Annotated in this window: 14 protein-coding genes; 4 read left to right on the forward strand and 10 right to left on the reverse strand. The window is 30.4% G+C overall.

The features are described from left to right. Positions 1-7: 7 nt before the first annotated feature. Genes LQ609_RS02355 through LQ609_RS02370 form a run of 4 tightly spaced genes read right to left on the reverse strand, consistent with a single transcriptional unit; the run spans position 8 to position 2,685 of the window. Positions 8-868, reverse strand: coding sequence for an RluA family pseudouridine synthase (locus tag LQ609_RS02355; protein ID WP_239734270.1), 861 nt, complete (start codon positions 866-868; stop codon positions 8-10). A 3-nt stretch (positions 869-871) separates the two neighbouring features. Beyond that, positions 872-1,675: an NAD kinase gene (locus tag LQ609_RS02360; protein WP_078356697.1), complete on the reverse strand. Its 804-nt coding sequence runs from the start codon at positions 1,673-1,675 to the stop codon at positions 872-874. Positions 1,676-1,687: 12 nt separating this feature from the next. Further along, positions 1,688-2,323, reverse strand: coding sequence for a GTP diphosphokinase (gene yjbM, locus LQ609_RS02365; protein WP_078356696.1), 636 nt, complete (start codon positions 2,321-2,323; stop codon positions 1,688-1,690). A gap of 5 nt (positions 2,324-2,328) precedes the next feature. Beyond that, positions 2,329-2,685 carry a UPF0738 family protein gene (locus tag LQ609_RS02370; RefSeq protein WP_115337648.1) on the reverse strand — a complete coding sequence of 119 codons (357 nt, stop codon included), beginning with the start codon at positions 2,683-2,685 and terminating at the stop codon, positions 2,329-2,331. Between the two features lie 135 nt (positions 2,686-2,820). Here LQ609_RS02370 and LQ609_RS02375 point away from each other — a divergent pair, with 135 nt between their 5' ends. The 3 genes from LQ609_RS02375 to LQ609_RS02385 all read left to right on the forward strand — a co-directional run bounded on the left by LQ609_RS02375 (position 2,821) and on the right by LQ609_RS02385 (position 4,669). After that, positions 2,821-3,399, forward strand: coding sequence for a CYTH domain-containing protein (locus tag LQ609_RS02375; RefSeq protein ID WP_078356694.1), 579 nt, complete (start codon positions 2,821-2,823; stop codon positions 3,397-3,399). Between the two features lie 95 nt (positions 3,400-3,494). Further along, on the forward strand, positions 3,495-3,854 hold the full coding sequence (locus tag LQ609_RS02380; protein WP_078356693.1) for a truncated hemoglobin YjbI: 360 nt from the start codon (positions 3,495-3,497) through the stop codon (positions 3,852-3,854). Positions 3,855-3,874: 20 nt separating this feature from the next. Continuing rightward, complete coding sequence (locus tag LQ609_RS02385) at positions 3,875-4,669, forward strand: DsbA family protein (protein ID WP_078356692.1); 795 nt, start codon at positions 3,875-3,877, stop codon at positions 4,667-4,669. Between the two features lie 354 nt (positions 4,670-5,023). Here the strand turns inward: LQ609_RS02385 and pepF are convergent, their stop codons facing one another. The 4 genes from pepF to spxA all read right to left on the reverse strand — a co-directional run bounded on the left by pepF (position 5,024) and on the right by spxA (position 9,151). Next, entirely contained in the window at positions 5,024-6,829 is a 1,806-nt protein-coding gene (gene pepF, locus LQ609_RS02390; RefSeq protein WP_078356691.1) for an oligoendopeptidase F, read from the reverse strand. A gap of 71 nt (positions 6,830-6,900) precedes the next feature. After that, a complete protein-coding gene (locus LQ609_RS02395) occupies positions 6,901-7,860 on the reverse strand; it encodes a competence protein CoiA (protein ID WP_239701515.1) in 960 nt (319 codons plus the stop codon). A 51-nt stretch (positions 7,861-7,911) separates the two neighbouring features. Next, positions 7,912-8,604, reverse strand: coding sequence for an adaptor protein MecA (mecA, locus tag LQ609_RS02400; RefSeq protein WP_078356689.1), 693 nt, complete (start codon positions 8,602-8,604; stop codon positions 7,912-7,914). 151 nt (positions 8,605-8,755) lie between these two features. Then, positions 8,756-9,151 (reverse strand): transcriptional regulator SpxA, encoded by a 396-nt coding sequence (gene spxA, locus LQ609_RS02405; protein ID WP_016999380.1) that lies wholly within the window; start codon positions 9,149-9,151, stop codon positions 8,756-8,758. Between the two features lie 335 nt (positions 9,152-9,486). On the opposite strand from spxA, the gene trpS reads away from it, so the two are divergent. After that, positions 9,487-10,482: a tryptophan--tRNA ligase gene (gene trpS / locus LQ609_RS02410; RefSeq protein ID WP_115337652.1), complete on the forward strand. Its 996-nt coding sequence runs from the start codon at positions 9,487-9,489 to the stop codon at positions 10,480-10,482. Positions 10,483-11,077: 595 nt separating this feature from the next. Here trpS and LQ609_RS02415 read toward each other — a convergent pair. Both LQ609_RS02415 and LQ609_RS02420 read right to left on the reverse strand, forming a co-directional pair. Beyond that, positions 11,078-12,703, reverse strand: a complete 1,626-nt coding sequence (locus LQ609_RS02415; RefSeq protein ID WP_078356687.1) for a peptide ABC transporter substrate-binding protein — start codon at positions 12,701-12,703, stop codon at positions 11,078-11,080. 46 nt (positions 12,704-12,749) lie between these two features. Then, complete coding sequence (locus LQ609_RS02420; protein ID WP_239734271.1) at positions 12,750-14,390, reverse strand: peptide ABC transporter substrate-binding protein; 1,641 nt, start codon at positions 14,388-14,390, stop codon at positions 12,750-12,752. Positions 14,391-14,607: the final 217 nt, after the last annotated feature.

A 14,607-nucleotide genomic window follows, 5' to 3' on the forward strand; every position in this document is an offset into this window, starting at 1 on the left:
CAATTTATTATAGCATACCTATACCTTCTAAGTGATAATGTATTTCATCAATTATATTTATTTTTTCCATAGTTATTGGGTGCTTAAATTCAACGTTGTAACATTGCAATAGTTGATGACAAATTTCTTTATTTTCATATCCATATAAACTATCTCCAACTATTGGATGACCTATATGCGCAAGATGAACTCTAATTTGATGGGTCCTTCCAGTTAACAGTTTCAATTTAAGCAGGCTATTTCGTTTATCATCTTTTAAATATTCGTATTCCGTATGCGCAAATTTGCCTTCTTCAGATACTTCACGTTCAATAATTGAATGTTTAGCTCTACCTATCGGCGCTTCAATTTGTCCATATTTTTGTTTTACAATTCCATGTACAATTGCTAAATAATATTTATTTAATGTAGTCTTTGAAATCATATGATGTAACAACTGATGCTTAGCAAATATTACAATACCACTTGTTCCTCTATCTAAACGTGTCACAATATGCGGAATTGTTTGCTCTTCATTTTTATTCATATGATACAATACCGCTTCAACTAAGCTATGATGAGGATGTTCTCTTGAAGGAGCAATATTTATCAATGCCGGTTTTGAAACTATTATAAACCATTCATCTTCAAATAAAACCTTCAAATCCATTTTAAAAGGTTTAAGGTTATGACTAGGTAATTCATTCGGCAAACAAACTGTTACTTTATCACCTTCCTGAATTAAACTTCTTACGGTCATATTTTCTGAATTAACTAATAAAGCGCCATTCTGCTTAATGGCGCTTAAACTCTTTCTAGAAATGCCTTTATCATATAAAAATTCTTTTAATGTCATAGACAATGTCACTTTATATTGTATTGCTTTCATTTCTTATTCCTCGTTTGATATAAATGAATCATGTACCCTTTTCCAAAATGGAAATGGTCTGAATCTAGCAAATCTAACTTTTTCATTAGCAACTCTATATTGAATAGATTCAATATTTTTATGTTTTACATTTACATGATCAATTGTAACTTGCAACGTATCATGATTAACAGGATGTATATGACACACATGATGTTTAGGTAATACTAATGGGGACCCTACAGTTCTAAAAACTCTATTATTTATAGAAGCTATCTCCGCTATTTGCATAGCTTCAAGTGAAGGGTGTATTAATGCTCCACCCAATGCTTTGTTGTAAGCTGTTGAGCCTGAAGGAGTTGAGACGCATAACCCATCTCCTCTAAACCTTTCAAATTGCTCACCTCTTAATACTAAGTCTACTACTAATGTAGCACCATTATCTGTTTTTATCGTCGCTTCATTCAATGCTAAATATCTTGTTTCATATCCACCTTTTTTATAACGAATAATTACTTCTAATAATGGATATTCAATTACTTGATATGTTGAGTTATTAATTTCTATTATTAATTTTTCAACTTCATGAGGTAACCAATCAGCATAAAATCCTAAATGTCCAGTATGTACACCTACAAAACTTACATCACCTAACATATGACTATATTGATGGAATGCTTGTAATAAAGTACCGTCACCACCAACTGAAATTACGATATCTGGGGATTCTTTATCTTCAATCATATTAAAGTCATTCATATGATTTTTCATCTTATACATTAAAGCATTAGATTTTGAATCTCCTTTAGATAATATATTATACTTCAAAGCATTCACCCCTTAATCATGTTTATGTTTATTACTTTTTTGTCTTGAATAATACTCTTGAGCTTCTTGTATTTCTTCACGTATTTCTGACATTTCTTCATCCAGTAAAAATGCCGCTTCTGCAGCTCTTTCTAGTCTATTTCTAATTTCAGGAGGATAATCGCCATCATACTTATACCTCAAAGTATGTTCAATTGTTGCCCAAAAATTCATTGCTAAAGTACGAATTTGTATTTCTGCTAAAATATTTGTTTGACCATGTAATGTCTCGATTGGGTAACTGATAATAACGTGGTAAGAACGATAACCACTTTCTTTTGTATATTCAACGTAATTACGCTCTTCTACAACTTCAAAGTCTTGTCGTTGTCTTAATAATTCTACGACCACATCAATATCATCTACAAACTGACACATCATTCTTAAACCAGCAATATCATACATTTCTTCTCTTAATCTATCGAAAGGAATGTTACGTTGGTTTGCTTTATCAATAATACTTGAAATCGGCTTAACTCGACCAGTAACAAATTCAATTGGCGAAGGTCTATCTGAAGATTCATATTGTTTACGTAACCCCTTCAATTTAATCTTTAATTCATCAATTGCTTGTTTATATGGAGCCAAAAATTCTTCCCATTGATTCATAGCTATCACTCCGCTTTGTTTAATTCAAATGCTTTCTCTACAGAAGCCACAAACTCTTTTCCATAATTGTGATTATCTGCAATATTGTCTAATAAAAATTCCATTTCCTCTTTAAATGAAGTTAATACTAAATGGTCGTTGACGATAATTTCTTTATCAAAATGTTCGTATATCATTGACCATGTTTCTTCTACAAATAATAAGTAATTATAATTTTCACCGTTATCTAGCATATATACAAATGCATGATTATCACTGTCTACAATCATATGTTCTGCTGGTTCTAACCCCTCAGTTGATTGATCAGTATAACATTTGATTTGATTATCATTTATCTTAATTTCATTCACATAAATACGCATTGCTGTTCCTCCTTATTCCAATCTATTTTAACACATTTTAATTTAAACGTTCATATCATCAAGTTAATTTTATGTAATTACTTGTTTATCCGTAAATCTTCTATAATAATAGTATAAAAGGAAGTGCATTTAAAAATGGGACAAGAATTAGAGATTGAATTCAAAAATTTACTAACTATTGATGAATATAAACTAATCAAACAATATTATTTTAAACAAAGTGAACCCTTTAAACAAACTAATTACTATATAGACACACCAAATCATGAAATTATTTCAAATAAAATGGCTTTAAGGATTCGTGAAAAAAACAATGATTATGAATTAACATTAAAAGTTCCGCAAGAAGTCGGTCTATTAGAATATAATGAAGTGATAGATAGCTTACCCGAACAAAACCGTCCAATAGACATACAAATTCTTCCAGAAAATATTACTAAAATATTAACTGAGCATAATATACCGTTATCTGAACTTCGTCTTCTTGGTGATTTAACAACTTATAGACTTGAAAAGAAATTGAAATCTGGTTTATTAGTCTTAGATCATAGTATTTATTTAGGAATTGAGGATTATGAACTTGAATTTGAAGTAACAGACTTTACTCAAGGCGAAATCGCTTTCAACGATATATTAGGAACCTTGAATATATCCAGAGAAGTCCCTGATAATAAAGTGAAACGGTTCTTTGATGCGCAAAGCAGAACAACATGAATTCATTTTCGTTACAAGTCGAAATACTTTTAAAAATTTATGAACATGTTATATTAATATTATCGATATTGAAATAAGCAAGAAAAGGTGAAATTATGACCCCATATGAAGTAATCAACCCCCAAGATTTGTACGACATGATTGATCACTTTTATTATCTAGTTGAAAAAGATAATCGGATTAATCATCTTTTCCCTGGTGACTTTGCAGAAACGAGTCGTAAACAGAAGCAATTTTTAACACAATTTCTGGGTGGTCCTTCATTATATACTGAAGAACATGGTCATCCAATGTTACGTCAACGTCACTTGCCTTTCAGAATTACGGATAAAGAAAGAGATGCTTGGTTAGAAAATATGCGAGAAGCAATTACCAGCTCTCAGTTAAATGAAGATGTACAAGAATATTTATATGAAAGACTCAAGCTAACTGCAAATCACATGGTTAACGCTTAATATAGTTGAAGGTGGATAATATGGCCGAAGAATTAAGATTAATCCATGCTAATGAACAAAATAACATAGATTTATCACCAGTAAGCAAAATCGAAATTTATTCATTTTTCGATCCATTTTGCGAAGACTGTTTTAATCTATCATCTACATTAGCAAAGTTAAAAATTGAATATCAAAAATATGTTAAAATTCGTCAGATTTTGAACCCCTCTCTCCAAGTTTTAACTAAATGTCAGGCTCAAAGTACATGTGAATTTGATAATGTAGCTTTAGCTTTTAAAGCAGCAGAATTACAAGGACATAATAGAGCGAGTAGATTTTTAAATTTAGTTCAGAATGAAATCATACCTCATGAAAAAATCATAACATCGGAATTAATTAGAAAGTGTGCATATAAATCAGGAATTGACTTACCGGTATTTATTAAAGATTTAAAAGAGCACTCACTTACTGAAAGTTTACAAACTGATTTACACATCGCTAGAGAGATGGATATTAATATGACACCATCACTTGTTTTCTTTAATGAAGATGTGCATTCAGAAGGACTCAAAGTAGAAGGTATTTACCCATATCATATATATACGTATATTATTCAAGAACTTATTGGAACCGAAGTTGAAAAACAACTACCTCCTAAGCTAATAGATTATATACAATCGCAAAGCATTATTTCTGAACAAGAAATAGCGACAATATATGAATGGCCAGAAAAAATTGTTAAAAGAGAATTAAAAAAACTACAATTACAAAATTATATCGAACAACAAGATTCTGCACATGGTGACTTTTGGAAATTCAAGAAGACTAAATAAAATAAAAAAAATCCCAATCCGAAAATTTAACGGATTGGGATTTTTATGTGTATAAATTTAACTTTCATACACTACTTGTCTAAATAAAAGTCCAATTGACTTCTATTTAGCATTTAATAGATAACTTTTGGGATGTTAACTATGAACAAATAAATAAAAAAACACCGTGTCTGATTACACGGTGCTTAAACAAAGGGGATGGGAGAAATTTTTCACTTCAAACAAAGGGGTATGTTTGTTATGTGATTAATTTCATGTATAAAATATAACATGCTATGGACACTAAATTCAACAAAAAACATCGGTTTTTTTTATTTGTCACACAGTTGTCATATTGGAAACGTGTACATAAAATTAATTCTCTTTTACGAGTTTCTCAAAAGCATTTAATTTTTGTTCAAAGACTTCCATCGCCTCTTCTATAGGCTGTTTAGAAGTCATATCAACTCCTGCTTTTTTCAATACTTCAATAGGATAATCAGAACTACCTGCTTTTAAGAATTCATTAATATATCTTTTAACTGCAGGCTCACCTTCATCTAATATTTGTTTACTTAATGCTTGTGCAGCACTATAGCCTGTCGCATATTGATAAACATAGAAATTATAATAGAAATGAGGTATACGTGACCATTCTTTAGATATATTATCATCTGTTACAACTGAATCACCAAAATACTTTTTATTTAGTTCAGCATACTCAGTATTTAATCGTTCAGACGTTAAAGGTTCACCATCTTCTACAATTTTGTGTATTAAATATTCAAATTCAGCAAACATTGTTTGTCTAAATAATGTAGCTCTGAATCTTTCTAACTCTTGGTTCAATAAATATTTACGTTTTTCTGGATCTTCTAAATTCTTATCCATATATTCACTTAATAGTGCTTCATTTGTTGTAGATGCAACTTCAGCAACAAAAATTGAATAATCACTTTCATTTGATTGTTGATGCTTTCTACTAAAGTAACTGTGAGCTGAATGTCCAAATTCATGAATAAGTGTAAATAAATCAGAAATTGAATCTGACCAGTTTAATAATATGAAAGGATTTGTTAAATGTGCGCCTGAAGAATAACCTCCTGAACGTTTACCTTTATTCTCATACACATCTACCCATCTATTATTTAGTCCTTCTTCTACAACTTCGATATATTCTTTACCCATCGGTTGTAAAGCTTTAACCATCCAGTCTTTAGCTTCTTCATAAGGCATTTCAAATGATGAGTTCTTAACTAGTGGAGTGTACATATCGTACATATGCATTTCATCTAAACCTAACAACTCTTTTCTAAGTTCAGTGTAGCGATGTAACAATGGTAAATACTTATGTACAGTTTCAATTAAGTTATCATATACTTCTTCAGGGATAAAGTTGTTGGATAATGCTTGTTCCCTAGCTGATTGATATTGACGTACTTTAGAACTGAATATTGCAGTCTTAACTTTACCACTTAATGTAGCAGTTAAAGTGTTGTTATGGCTGCCATACGCATCATATACGTTATCATAAGCTGACTTTCTTAAAATGCGGTCTTCAGACTCTAACAACTTAGTATATGTACCTTGTGTTAATTCATGTTCATTTCCATCTTTATCAACAGCAGGTTTAAATTCTAAATCTGCATTATTAAACATGCCGAATACGTTACTTGGTGTTTGTAATGCCTCGCCTGCTTCTGCAAGTATTTTTTCTTCTTTATCACTTAAAATATGTGGTCTTTTTTTGTTTAATTTCTCAATATCAAATTGATATCTCTTTAAATTATCATTAGAAGCGACAAATTCATTCAATGTTGCTTCATCTATAGACATTAATTCTGGTAATATAAAACTCCATGCGCTAGCAAACTTGTTCGCTAATGTAGCTGCTTTTGCTTCGTAGCCAGCATATTTATCATTAGCCGTATCTTGATCGTGCTTTAAATGTGCATACACGTAAACTTTACCTAGTTTCTCATCTATTTCACTATCCAATAATAAAGCTTGATAAAGTGTATCAGAACTATCTTTCAAATGTCCTTTGAATTGTTCTTCTTTACCTAAATATGTTTCTAATTCTTTAAAAGCTTCTTCGTATGCTTCATCTGAATCAAAAATAGTTGTAAGGTCCCATGTATATTGTTCTTGCTGTTCTTCCCTTGTAATTAACTTAGCCATATTAATAGCCTCCTTTGAATTTCATATTTATAATTTTCTCATTAAATAATCAAATTTGCACGTGATATAGCCTATTGGTGAATAATCGATATATATGAATTTAACGCCTTTAATAGTATTTCTTTTTTTGAAAAACTATAATCATGAAAAGTTCTAAATTCAATAAAATTATAGAATTTCTCAAAAGTAAAAGTTCTTTTCTCCATTTCATAAAACAAATATGATTGCCAAGTTATACAATGTGTTAAGAAATATATTTGTTCAGGTACAATTACCCCTATTATTTGTAGCCTCTTCTTATGTATTAACCTTGCGTTATATAATAGTGAAAGTGTAGGTTCTAACACATTTCTACTTTTTCTACATTTAGATAAATAATTATCATATGCCCTATCTGATAAATATAAATTAGGAACGTCTTGTACATGATAGCTATTCAATAAGTCTTCCCATTTAATTTCTTTTTTAAAACCAATAAATGTATGCTTATCAAGCGATTGAATCCTTTCATATCTAATTAACATTTGATTATTAGGATTATAAGTAATCAATGTTCTTTCACAGTGATTGATTAATGCAGCTTCAAAATAACTTAGATGCATTATTCCATTACGATAATCTATATCTTTCCCTATCCAAATCACCTTCATATTTAGTGCTTTAAATCCTTCTGTTCTATCCATCAATAAATCAAGACTAATTGAAGAATATTGAAATTCAACTATTAAATTTCTATTAATTATAATATCAGGTATTTGATCAATTTCTGGTAAATAATATTCCATATCTATTGTCACTTTATTATTCAAGTGTGAATAAATGTGATGTTTAGAGGCTAAATGCATTAAAGACTCTTTCTTATAGCTATTCCTCATACAATAACTATTTGCTTTATGTGCGAAATGGGTTACCATATGTTTGCCCTTTTTCAAAATAAGTTCTGATAAACATTCAGGACATTTATATATTTCTTGTGATTTAGCATGTTGCGCATATATGAGTTCGCTATTTTGATTTAGTCCTATTAACATAAAAACACCTCTTTACTATATAAAACGTAAAGAGGTGCTAAAATTACTTATTTAATTTTTCGGTTCAAAATATCTTGTTACTTGACCCATAACATTATAACTCATGACAATTTTTGCATAATCATCTAGATATAATTTAGATACTTGAGTTGGATTTGCATATTCAAGTAGTTGCCCATAGAAATCATTAATAATTTCTTCACTATCTATTTGATCAAATTGTACATAATAATAATATTTGTTATCTAACATATATAATAAGTCTGTAAATACAATATCTTTATGTTCATTATAATGTGCATATTCGATAATATCTTCTAGCTCTTCAAACCTAACAAGTAATCCGATGTCTTTAGGAATAAATTGTTTTTCTTCATCTTCTTTGCCATCATTTAAGAGTTCTCCGATATTCTGGTCAGAATCGAGTGCTTGAGATAAGAAATCATTGACTTGATATTCTAATTGCTCATTAGATTCCTCGTCAGTCATATTTAACAGTTCATCACCTTTAGATTTAGAAACTGTTACTTCAACACCCTTTTCAAACGCATGCACTTGAATCCATAAAGGCCCCTCAACAACGAATTCTTCTTCATCGTTAATTTCATCCATCATAGACCAGAAAAATTCTTCGCCTCGTTTACGGTTTGTCCATAAATCTTCTCGTTTGAATCCTCTTGCTTCGATATCTTGATAAGTTATAAATAATTTTACAGTTGTTTCATCAATTCGTTCTATTCTCATAATGTCACACTCCCTTACTCTAGGAATAGTACATTCATTGTATTATAAACAAATACATTTTAACAGTAATTTGTTTAAACTATTCGCATTTAATTTTTTATACAAAAATAGCCCCTGTATACAGGAGCTACAAATTTAATATTAGACTAAATTAGTCAACCATACGTTGTGCTTCCAATAGTTGGAACGTACGTACTTTTCTAGGTAAGAAACGACGAATTTCATCTTCGTTATATCCAACTTGTAAACGTTTGTCATCTAAAATGATTGGACGACGTAGTAAACCTGGATTATCTTGAATAATTGTATATAATTCTTGTAGAGGTAATGCATCGATATCTACATTTAATTTTTGATAAGTTTTAGAACGAGTAGAAATGATTTCGTCTGTTCCATCTTCTGTCATTTTTAAAATTGATTTAATTTCATCTAATGTTAAGTGTTCTGAAAAAATATTACGCTCCGTATACGGAATGTCATGTTCTTGTAACCATGCTTTCGCTTTACGGCAAGATGTGCAACTTGGTGAAGTAAATAATGTTACCATACATCTCACTCTCCTAATTGAATATTATTTATGTTAAACGTCAGTGAACTTATAAGATAAAATGCACTTAGTTATGTATACCCCATATAGCCCTAGGTTAAACATATGTTGCTCACTTGGTTTAATCTTTTTCTAATTGCTATAAATATATTATATAACTCAAAGATTAAAATTAAATGAGAAATTTCTAATAATTCATTAAAAAGCACATAAAATATAGATGAATTTACTTTAAACAATATATTTATCTACTACTAAGAATAACACAACTTACAAATGAATAAAATACTGTTATAATGATATAAAGAAATTTTGTAGAAAAGAGGCAACATTTAATGGAAACTTTATTTTCAGGCATCCAACCAAGTGGAATTCCAACTTTAGGTAATTATATTGGCGCTTTAAAACAATTTAATGAGATTCAACATGATTATGACTGCTTTTTTTGTATTGTAGATCAACACGCTATAACAGTACCTCAAGACAGACTTAAATTAAGAGAAAATACGCGGAAATTAGCTGCTATATATTTAGCATCAGGTTTAGATCATGAAAAGGTAACTTTATTCATCCAATCAGAAGTACCAGCCCATATTCAAGCAGGTTGGATTTTAACTACGATTACTTCAATTGGTGAATTAGAAAGAATGACACAATATAAAGATAAAGCACAAAAGCAAACACAAGGTATCCCTGCTGGTTTATTAACTTATCCACCATTAATGGCAGCAGATATCGTGCTCTATAACACAAACATCGTCCCTGTTGGAGATGATCAAAAACAACATATAGAACTAACTCGTAATGTTGTTGACCGTTTTAATTCTAAATACAATGACGTGTTAACAAAACCAGCTATTCATATGCCTAAATTTGGCGCTAGAATAATGAGTTTACAAGACCCTACTAAAAAAATGAGTAAAAGTGATGACAATCAAAAAAACTTTATTTCTTTACTAGATGAACCAAACGTTGCAGCCAAAAAAATTAAAAGTGCGGTAACAGACTCAGATGGCATCGTTAAATATGATAAAGAAAACAAACCGGGTATTAGTAATTTATTAGTCATCTACTCAAGTATTACAAGCAAATCAATCGAAGAACTTGAACTTCAATATGAAGATAAAGGATACGGAGACTTTAAAGGAGACTTAGCTGAAGAAGTTAAAAAATTCCTATTAGAATTCCAAGAGAAATTTAATTACTTCTATGAAAATAAAGAAGTATTAGATGAAATCCTTGATAAAGGTAGAGATAAAGCAAGCTTTGTAGCTAATAAAACATTGAAGAAGATGGAAAATGCTATGGGTCTAGGTCGTAAAAGAAAGTAAATATTAAAATAAAGAAGATACTGGGGCAATTAATTGTTTCAGTATCTTCTTTATTTTGTCGTAATATATCAGATTATTAAATTGTAGTAATTGGATGTGCTCTATTTATCATGTTTGGCCTGTCTTGCAATGTTCGGACGCTCTATTTATCATGTTTGGCCTGTCTTGCAACATTCAACCGTTCTATTTATCATGTTTGGCCTGTCTTGCAACATTCAACCGTTCTATTTATCATGTTTGGCCTGTCTTGCAACATTCAGCCGCTCTATTTATCATGTTGGTCTCCACTAGCAACATTCAGCCTCTCTATTTATCATGTTTAGCCTGTCTTGCAATGTTCAACCGCTCTATTTATCATGTTTAGCCTGTCTTGCAACATTCGAACGCTCTATTTATCATGTTGGTCTCCACTAGCAATATTCAGCCTTTCTATTTATAATGTTGACCATGTCTTGCAACATTCAACCGCTCTACGTAGCTTGTCGACCCTGTCTTGCAATATTCAGCCTTTCTATTTATCATGTTGACCATGTCTTGATAAATAAACAAAAATCCACAGTGACATAAACAATGTCGCTGTGGATTCTCTAATTTCTTATTTCTCAATGTATGCTTCTTTTAAAGTAGAAACGCCTCCGAATTGGTGGTTTACTACATTTTTAACATTTGGTTTTTGAAGTTGAGCTACGCCTACTTGATAAAGTGGAACGATACCCGCTTCATTTAATAACATACCTTCTGCTCTTTGTAGTTCAGAAAGTCGTTTGTCAGGATTGCTTGCTAATGATGAATCAGCTGCTTTAATAATTTTGTCGTATTCTTTATTAGACCATCCTGTATTATTGTGCGAGCCATCCGTTACATATAACTCTAAGAATGTCATTGGGTCTGGATAATCTGGAATCCAGTTTTCTAATGACATTTCATATTGTCCTTTTGATACTACATCAAGTTTTTGTTTAAATGGTTGCTGTTTAATTTTTATTGTTACGCCTTCTAAATTTTTCTCAAGTTGTTCTTTAAAGTATTCAGCATCTCTTTTAGCTGTATCTTTATCATAAGTCATTAATTCTATAGTGAATTTATCTTTACCTAATGCTTTTTTAGCTTTTTCAAAATGTTTTTTTGCTTCTTTAACATTATATTGATTTGTATTTTTCACACCATCTTGATATTCTTTACCTTTGCTATCTTTAACAAAGTCTTTTGGCACAAAATTATCACTCGGAATTGAACCGTTATTTAAATTATTTTTTACATAAGCTTCTTTATCAATTGCTTTTGCAAATGCTAATCTAAAGTCTTGATTTTTAAATTCAGGTACTGTATCTTCATTTAATTTAAAGTAATAAGTCACAGTATCTAACTCAGTATTAAATGCTTTATCATCTTTGTATTTTTTCACTTGTTCAGCTGGTAAATCTACTATATCTAATTTATTAGTTTCATATAAATTTACAGCTGTTGATGCTTCTTTAACTACTTTATAATTTACTTTATCTAATTTAACTTTATCTTTGTCCCAATATTTATCATTTTTTTCTAAAGTAACTTTATCGTCTGTTTTCCATTCACTCATTTTAAATGGACCATTATAAAGAGTTGATTTTACAGTTGTACCATATTTATCACCTTGTTTTTCAACAAACTTTTTATTTTGTGGCATAAATGTACCGAATGACAATAGTTCTTTATAATATGGTAATGATTTTGTAAGTTCAAATTCTAAAGTATGATCATCTACAGCTTTCACGCCAAGTTCTTCTGGCTTTTTGTCACCATTATTTATGTCTTCAGCATTCTTTATATCATATAAAATATATGCATATTCAGATGCAGTGTCTGGATCCACTACTTTTCTCCAAGCGAAGACAAAATCATTGGCAGTTACTGGATCTCCGTTTGACCATTTAGCATCTTCTCTTAATTTTACAGTCCATTTCTTACCATCATTTGTGATTTTAGGTTCCCCTTTTGCTACAGCTGGTATTGCTTTATCGTTTTTATCTAATGTATATAGTCCTTCCATAGTTTGGAAAAACATATCAAATGATAAACCATCTGTTGCCATTGCTGAATCCATTGTTGGAACGTCACCATTGATTTGTAAATCTAATGCTTCATCACTTTTAGAGTCTTTTTTACCTCCACCTGATGAACAAGCACTTAATACTAGTACTGCAGTTAACATCATTGCTAAAAATTTGAACATTTTCGACATGTAACCTCATCCCCCTAGTTTTCTATTTATATAAACTATCGATCTGTTACTTTTGAATATATGCATGTTTTAAATCTGTGTCTCCACCAAACTTATGTCTTTCAATACCTTTTACATAACTTTGTGTTAACCTCGCATTACCTTGTTGATAGACTGGAACAATTGCAGCTTCATCCAACAGCAATGTTTCAGCATCTTGCATTGTTTCAACACGTTTTTGTTCTTTATCTAGTAATTTATTTCCTGCGTCTTCAATTTTATTATCATATTCTTTGTTTTTCCAACCCGTTTCATTCATTACATTATCACTTGTAAATAATTCTAGGAATGTCATCGCATCTGGATAATCTGGGCCCCATCTACCGAACGCAATTTGATAATCCATACTTGATTCAAGCTTTAACTTTTGTTTATATGGCTGTTGTTTAACTTTAATTTTAACGCCAGGTAGATTTTGTTCAATTTGTTCTTTGAAATATTCTGCATCTTTTTTAGCATTATCTTGATCGTACGTTAACAGTTCAAAAGTAAATTCATCTTTGCCAAGATCTTTTTTAGCAGCTTCTAAATGTTTCTTAGCTTCTTTTTTGTTAAATTTATTTTCAGTCTTAACGCCTTTAGTATAATCTTCACCTTTAGTATCTTTTACAAATTCAGTAGGTACTAATGATTTTGCTGCTTTAGAACCATTATTTAAATTACTCTTAACATATTGTTCTCTATCAATTGATTGTGCAATAGCCATTCTTAAATCTTTGTTTTTAAATTCAGGTACATCTTTTTGGTTCAATCTCATAAAGTAAACACGTGATTCAAGTTCTGTATTATAAGCTTTATCTTTTTTATATTTTTTAACATTTTCAGCTGGTATTAAAGCTTCATCAACATCACCAGCATTATACATATTTAAAGCTGTTTGAGGTTCTTTAACTACTTTAAAGTTAACGCTGTCTAACTTCACGTTACCTTTATCCCAGTACTCTTTATTTTTAGTCAATGTATAATTATCTTCCGTTTTCCAATCTGATAATGTGAACGGACCGTTATATAATGTATCTTCTGCTGTTGTACCGTACTTATCGCCTTTTTCTTTAACGAACTTCTCATTTTGTGGTAAGAATGATCCGAATGTTAATAGTTCTTGATAATAAGGTAATTCACGATTAAGTTTAATTTCTAGTGTTTTATCATCAATCGCTTTAACACCTAATTCTTCAGGCTTTTTATCTCCTTTGTTAATATCTTCTGCATTTTCAATATCAAACATGATAAATGCATATTCAGAAGCGTTTTTTGGATCTACAAGCTTACGCCAAGCATATACAAAATCGTCAGCTTTAACTTTATCGCCATTAGACCATTTCGCATCTCTCAATTCGATTGTCCACGTTAAACCATCGTCGGATTTTTTAGGATCACCTTTCGCAATTCCCGGTATTGCCTTGTCATTCTTGTCTAACTTATACAATCCTTCCATTGTATTATTTAACGCATCGAATGAAACAGCATCTGTTGCTAACGTTGAATCCATTGATGGAATATCAGAAATTGAAATTAATCGTAACTTTTTGCCATCCCCTGCAGAAGAGTCACTATCCTTCTTTCCATTTCCACCACTACATGCCGATAAAAGTAATACAACCGACAATAAAACTAAAAAACTCCACCTAAAATGCTTGTTATTCATAAACATTTCCCCTTATTCAATTTTTGAAAATTCAGTCATTTCTGAACTTTCTTCAATTATAATGTTATTTTCCATTTGTCGCAACATAACTTCACATTATATACTTAAAATATATTGTTTAATTTTAAATATTATTATTATTCATCAAAAAGAAGTACAACTTATATGCGTCATGCTTCTTCGTTTATACTAAAAAAGGTTTCATAACCTCCCTTGC

Source organism: Mammaliicoccus sp. G-M28, from assembly GCF_022386595.1.
GTDB lineage: Bacteria > Bacillota > Bacilli > Staphylococcales > Staphylococcaceae > Mammaliicoccus > Mammaliicoccus fleurettii.

What these genes read in the sequence shown, in the direction of transcription:
- LQ609_RS02355 (WP_239734270.1), bottom strand. Translation starts at nt 868, where the DNA reads ATGAAAGCAATACAATATAAAGTGACATTGTCTATGACATTAAAAGAA.
- yjbM (WP_078356696.1), bottom strand. Translation starts at nt 2,323, where the DNA reads ATGAATCAATGGGAAGAATTTTTGGCTCCATATAAACAAGCAATTGAT.
- LQ609_RS02370 (WP_115337648.1), bottom strand. Translation starts at nt 2,685, where the DNA reads ATGCGTATTTATGTGAATGAAATTAAGATAAATGATAATCAAATCAAA.
- LQ609_RS02375 (WP_078356694.1), top strand. Translation starts at nt 2,821, where the DNA reads ATGGGACAAGAATTAGAGATTGAATTCAAAAATTTACTAACTATTGAT.
- LQ609_RS02380 (WP_078356693.1), top strand. Translation starts at nt 3,495, where the DNA reads ATGACCCCATATGAAGTAATCAACCCCCAAGATTTGTACGACATGATT.
- LQ609_RS02385 (WP_078356692.1), top strand. Translation starts at nt 3,875, where the DNA reads ATGGCCGAAGAATTAAGATTAATCCATGCTAATGAACAAAATAACATA.
- pepF (WP_078356691.1), bottom strand. Translation starts at nt 6,829, where the DNA reads ATGGCTAAGTTAATTACAAGGGAAGAACAGCAAGAACAATATACATGG.
- LQ609_RS02395 (WP_239701515.1), bottom strand. Translation starts at nt 7,860, where the DNA reads ATGTTAATAGGACTAAATCAAAATAGCGAACTCATATATGCGCAACAT.
- mecA (WP_078356689.1), bottom strand. Translation starts at nt 8,604, where the DNA reads ATGAGAATAGAACGAATTGATGAAACAACTGTAAAATTATTTATAACT.
- spxA (WP_016999380.1), bottom strand. Translation starts at nt 9,151, where the DNA reads ATGGTAACATTATTTACTTCACCAAGTTGCACATCTTGCCGTAAAGCG.
- trpS (WP_115337652.1), top strand. Translation starts at nt 9,487, where the DNA reads ATGGAAACTTTATTTTCAGGCATCCAACCAAGTGGAATTCCAACTTTA.
- LQ609_RS02415 (WP_078356687.1), bottom strand. Translation starts at nt 12,703, where the DNA reads ATGTCGAAAATGTTCAAATTTTTAGCAATGATGTTAACTGCAGTACTA.
- LQ609_RS02420 (WP_239734271.1), bottom strand. Translation starts at nt 14,390, where the DNA reads ATGAATAACAAGCATTTTAGGTGGAGTTTTTTAGTTTTATTGTCGGTT.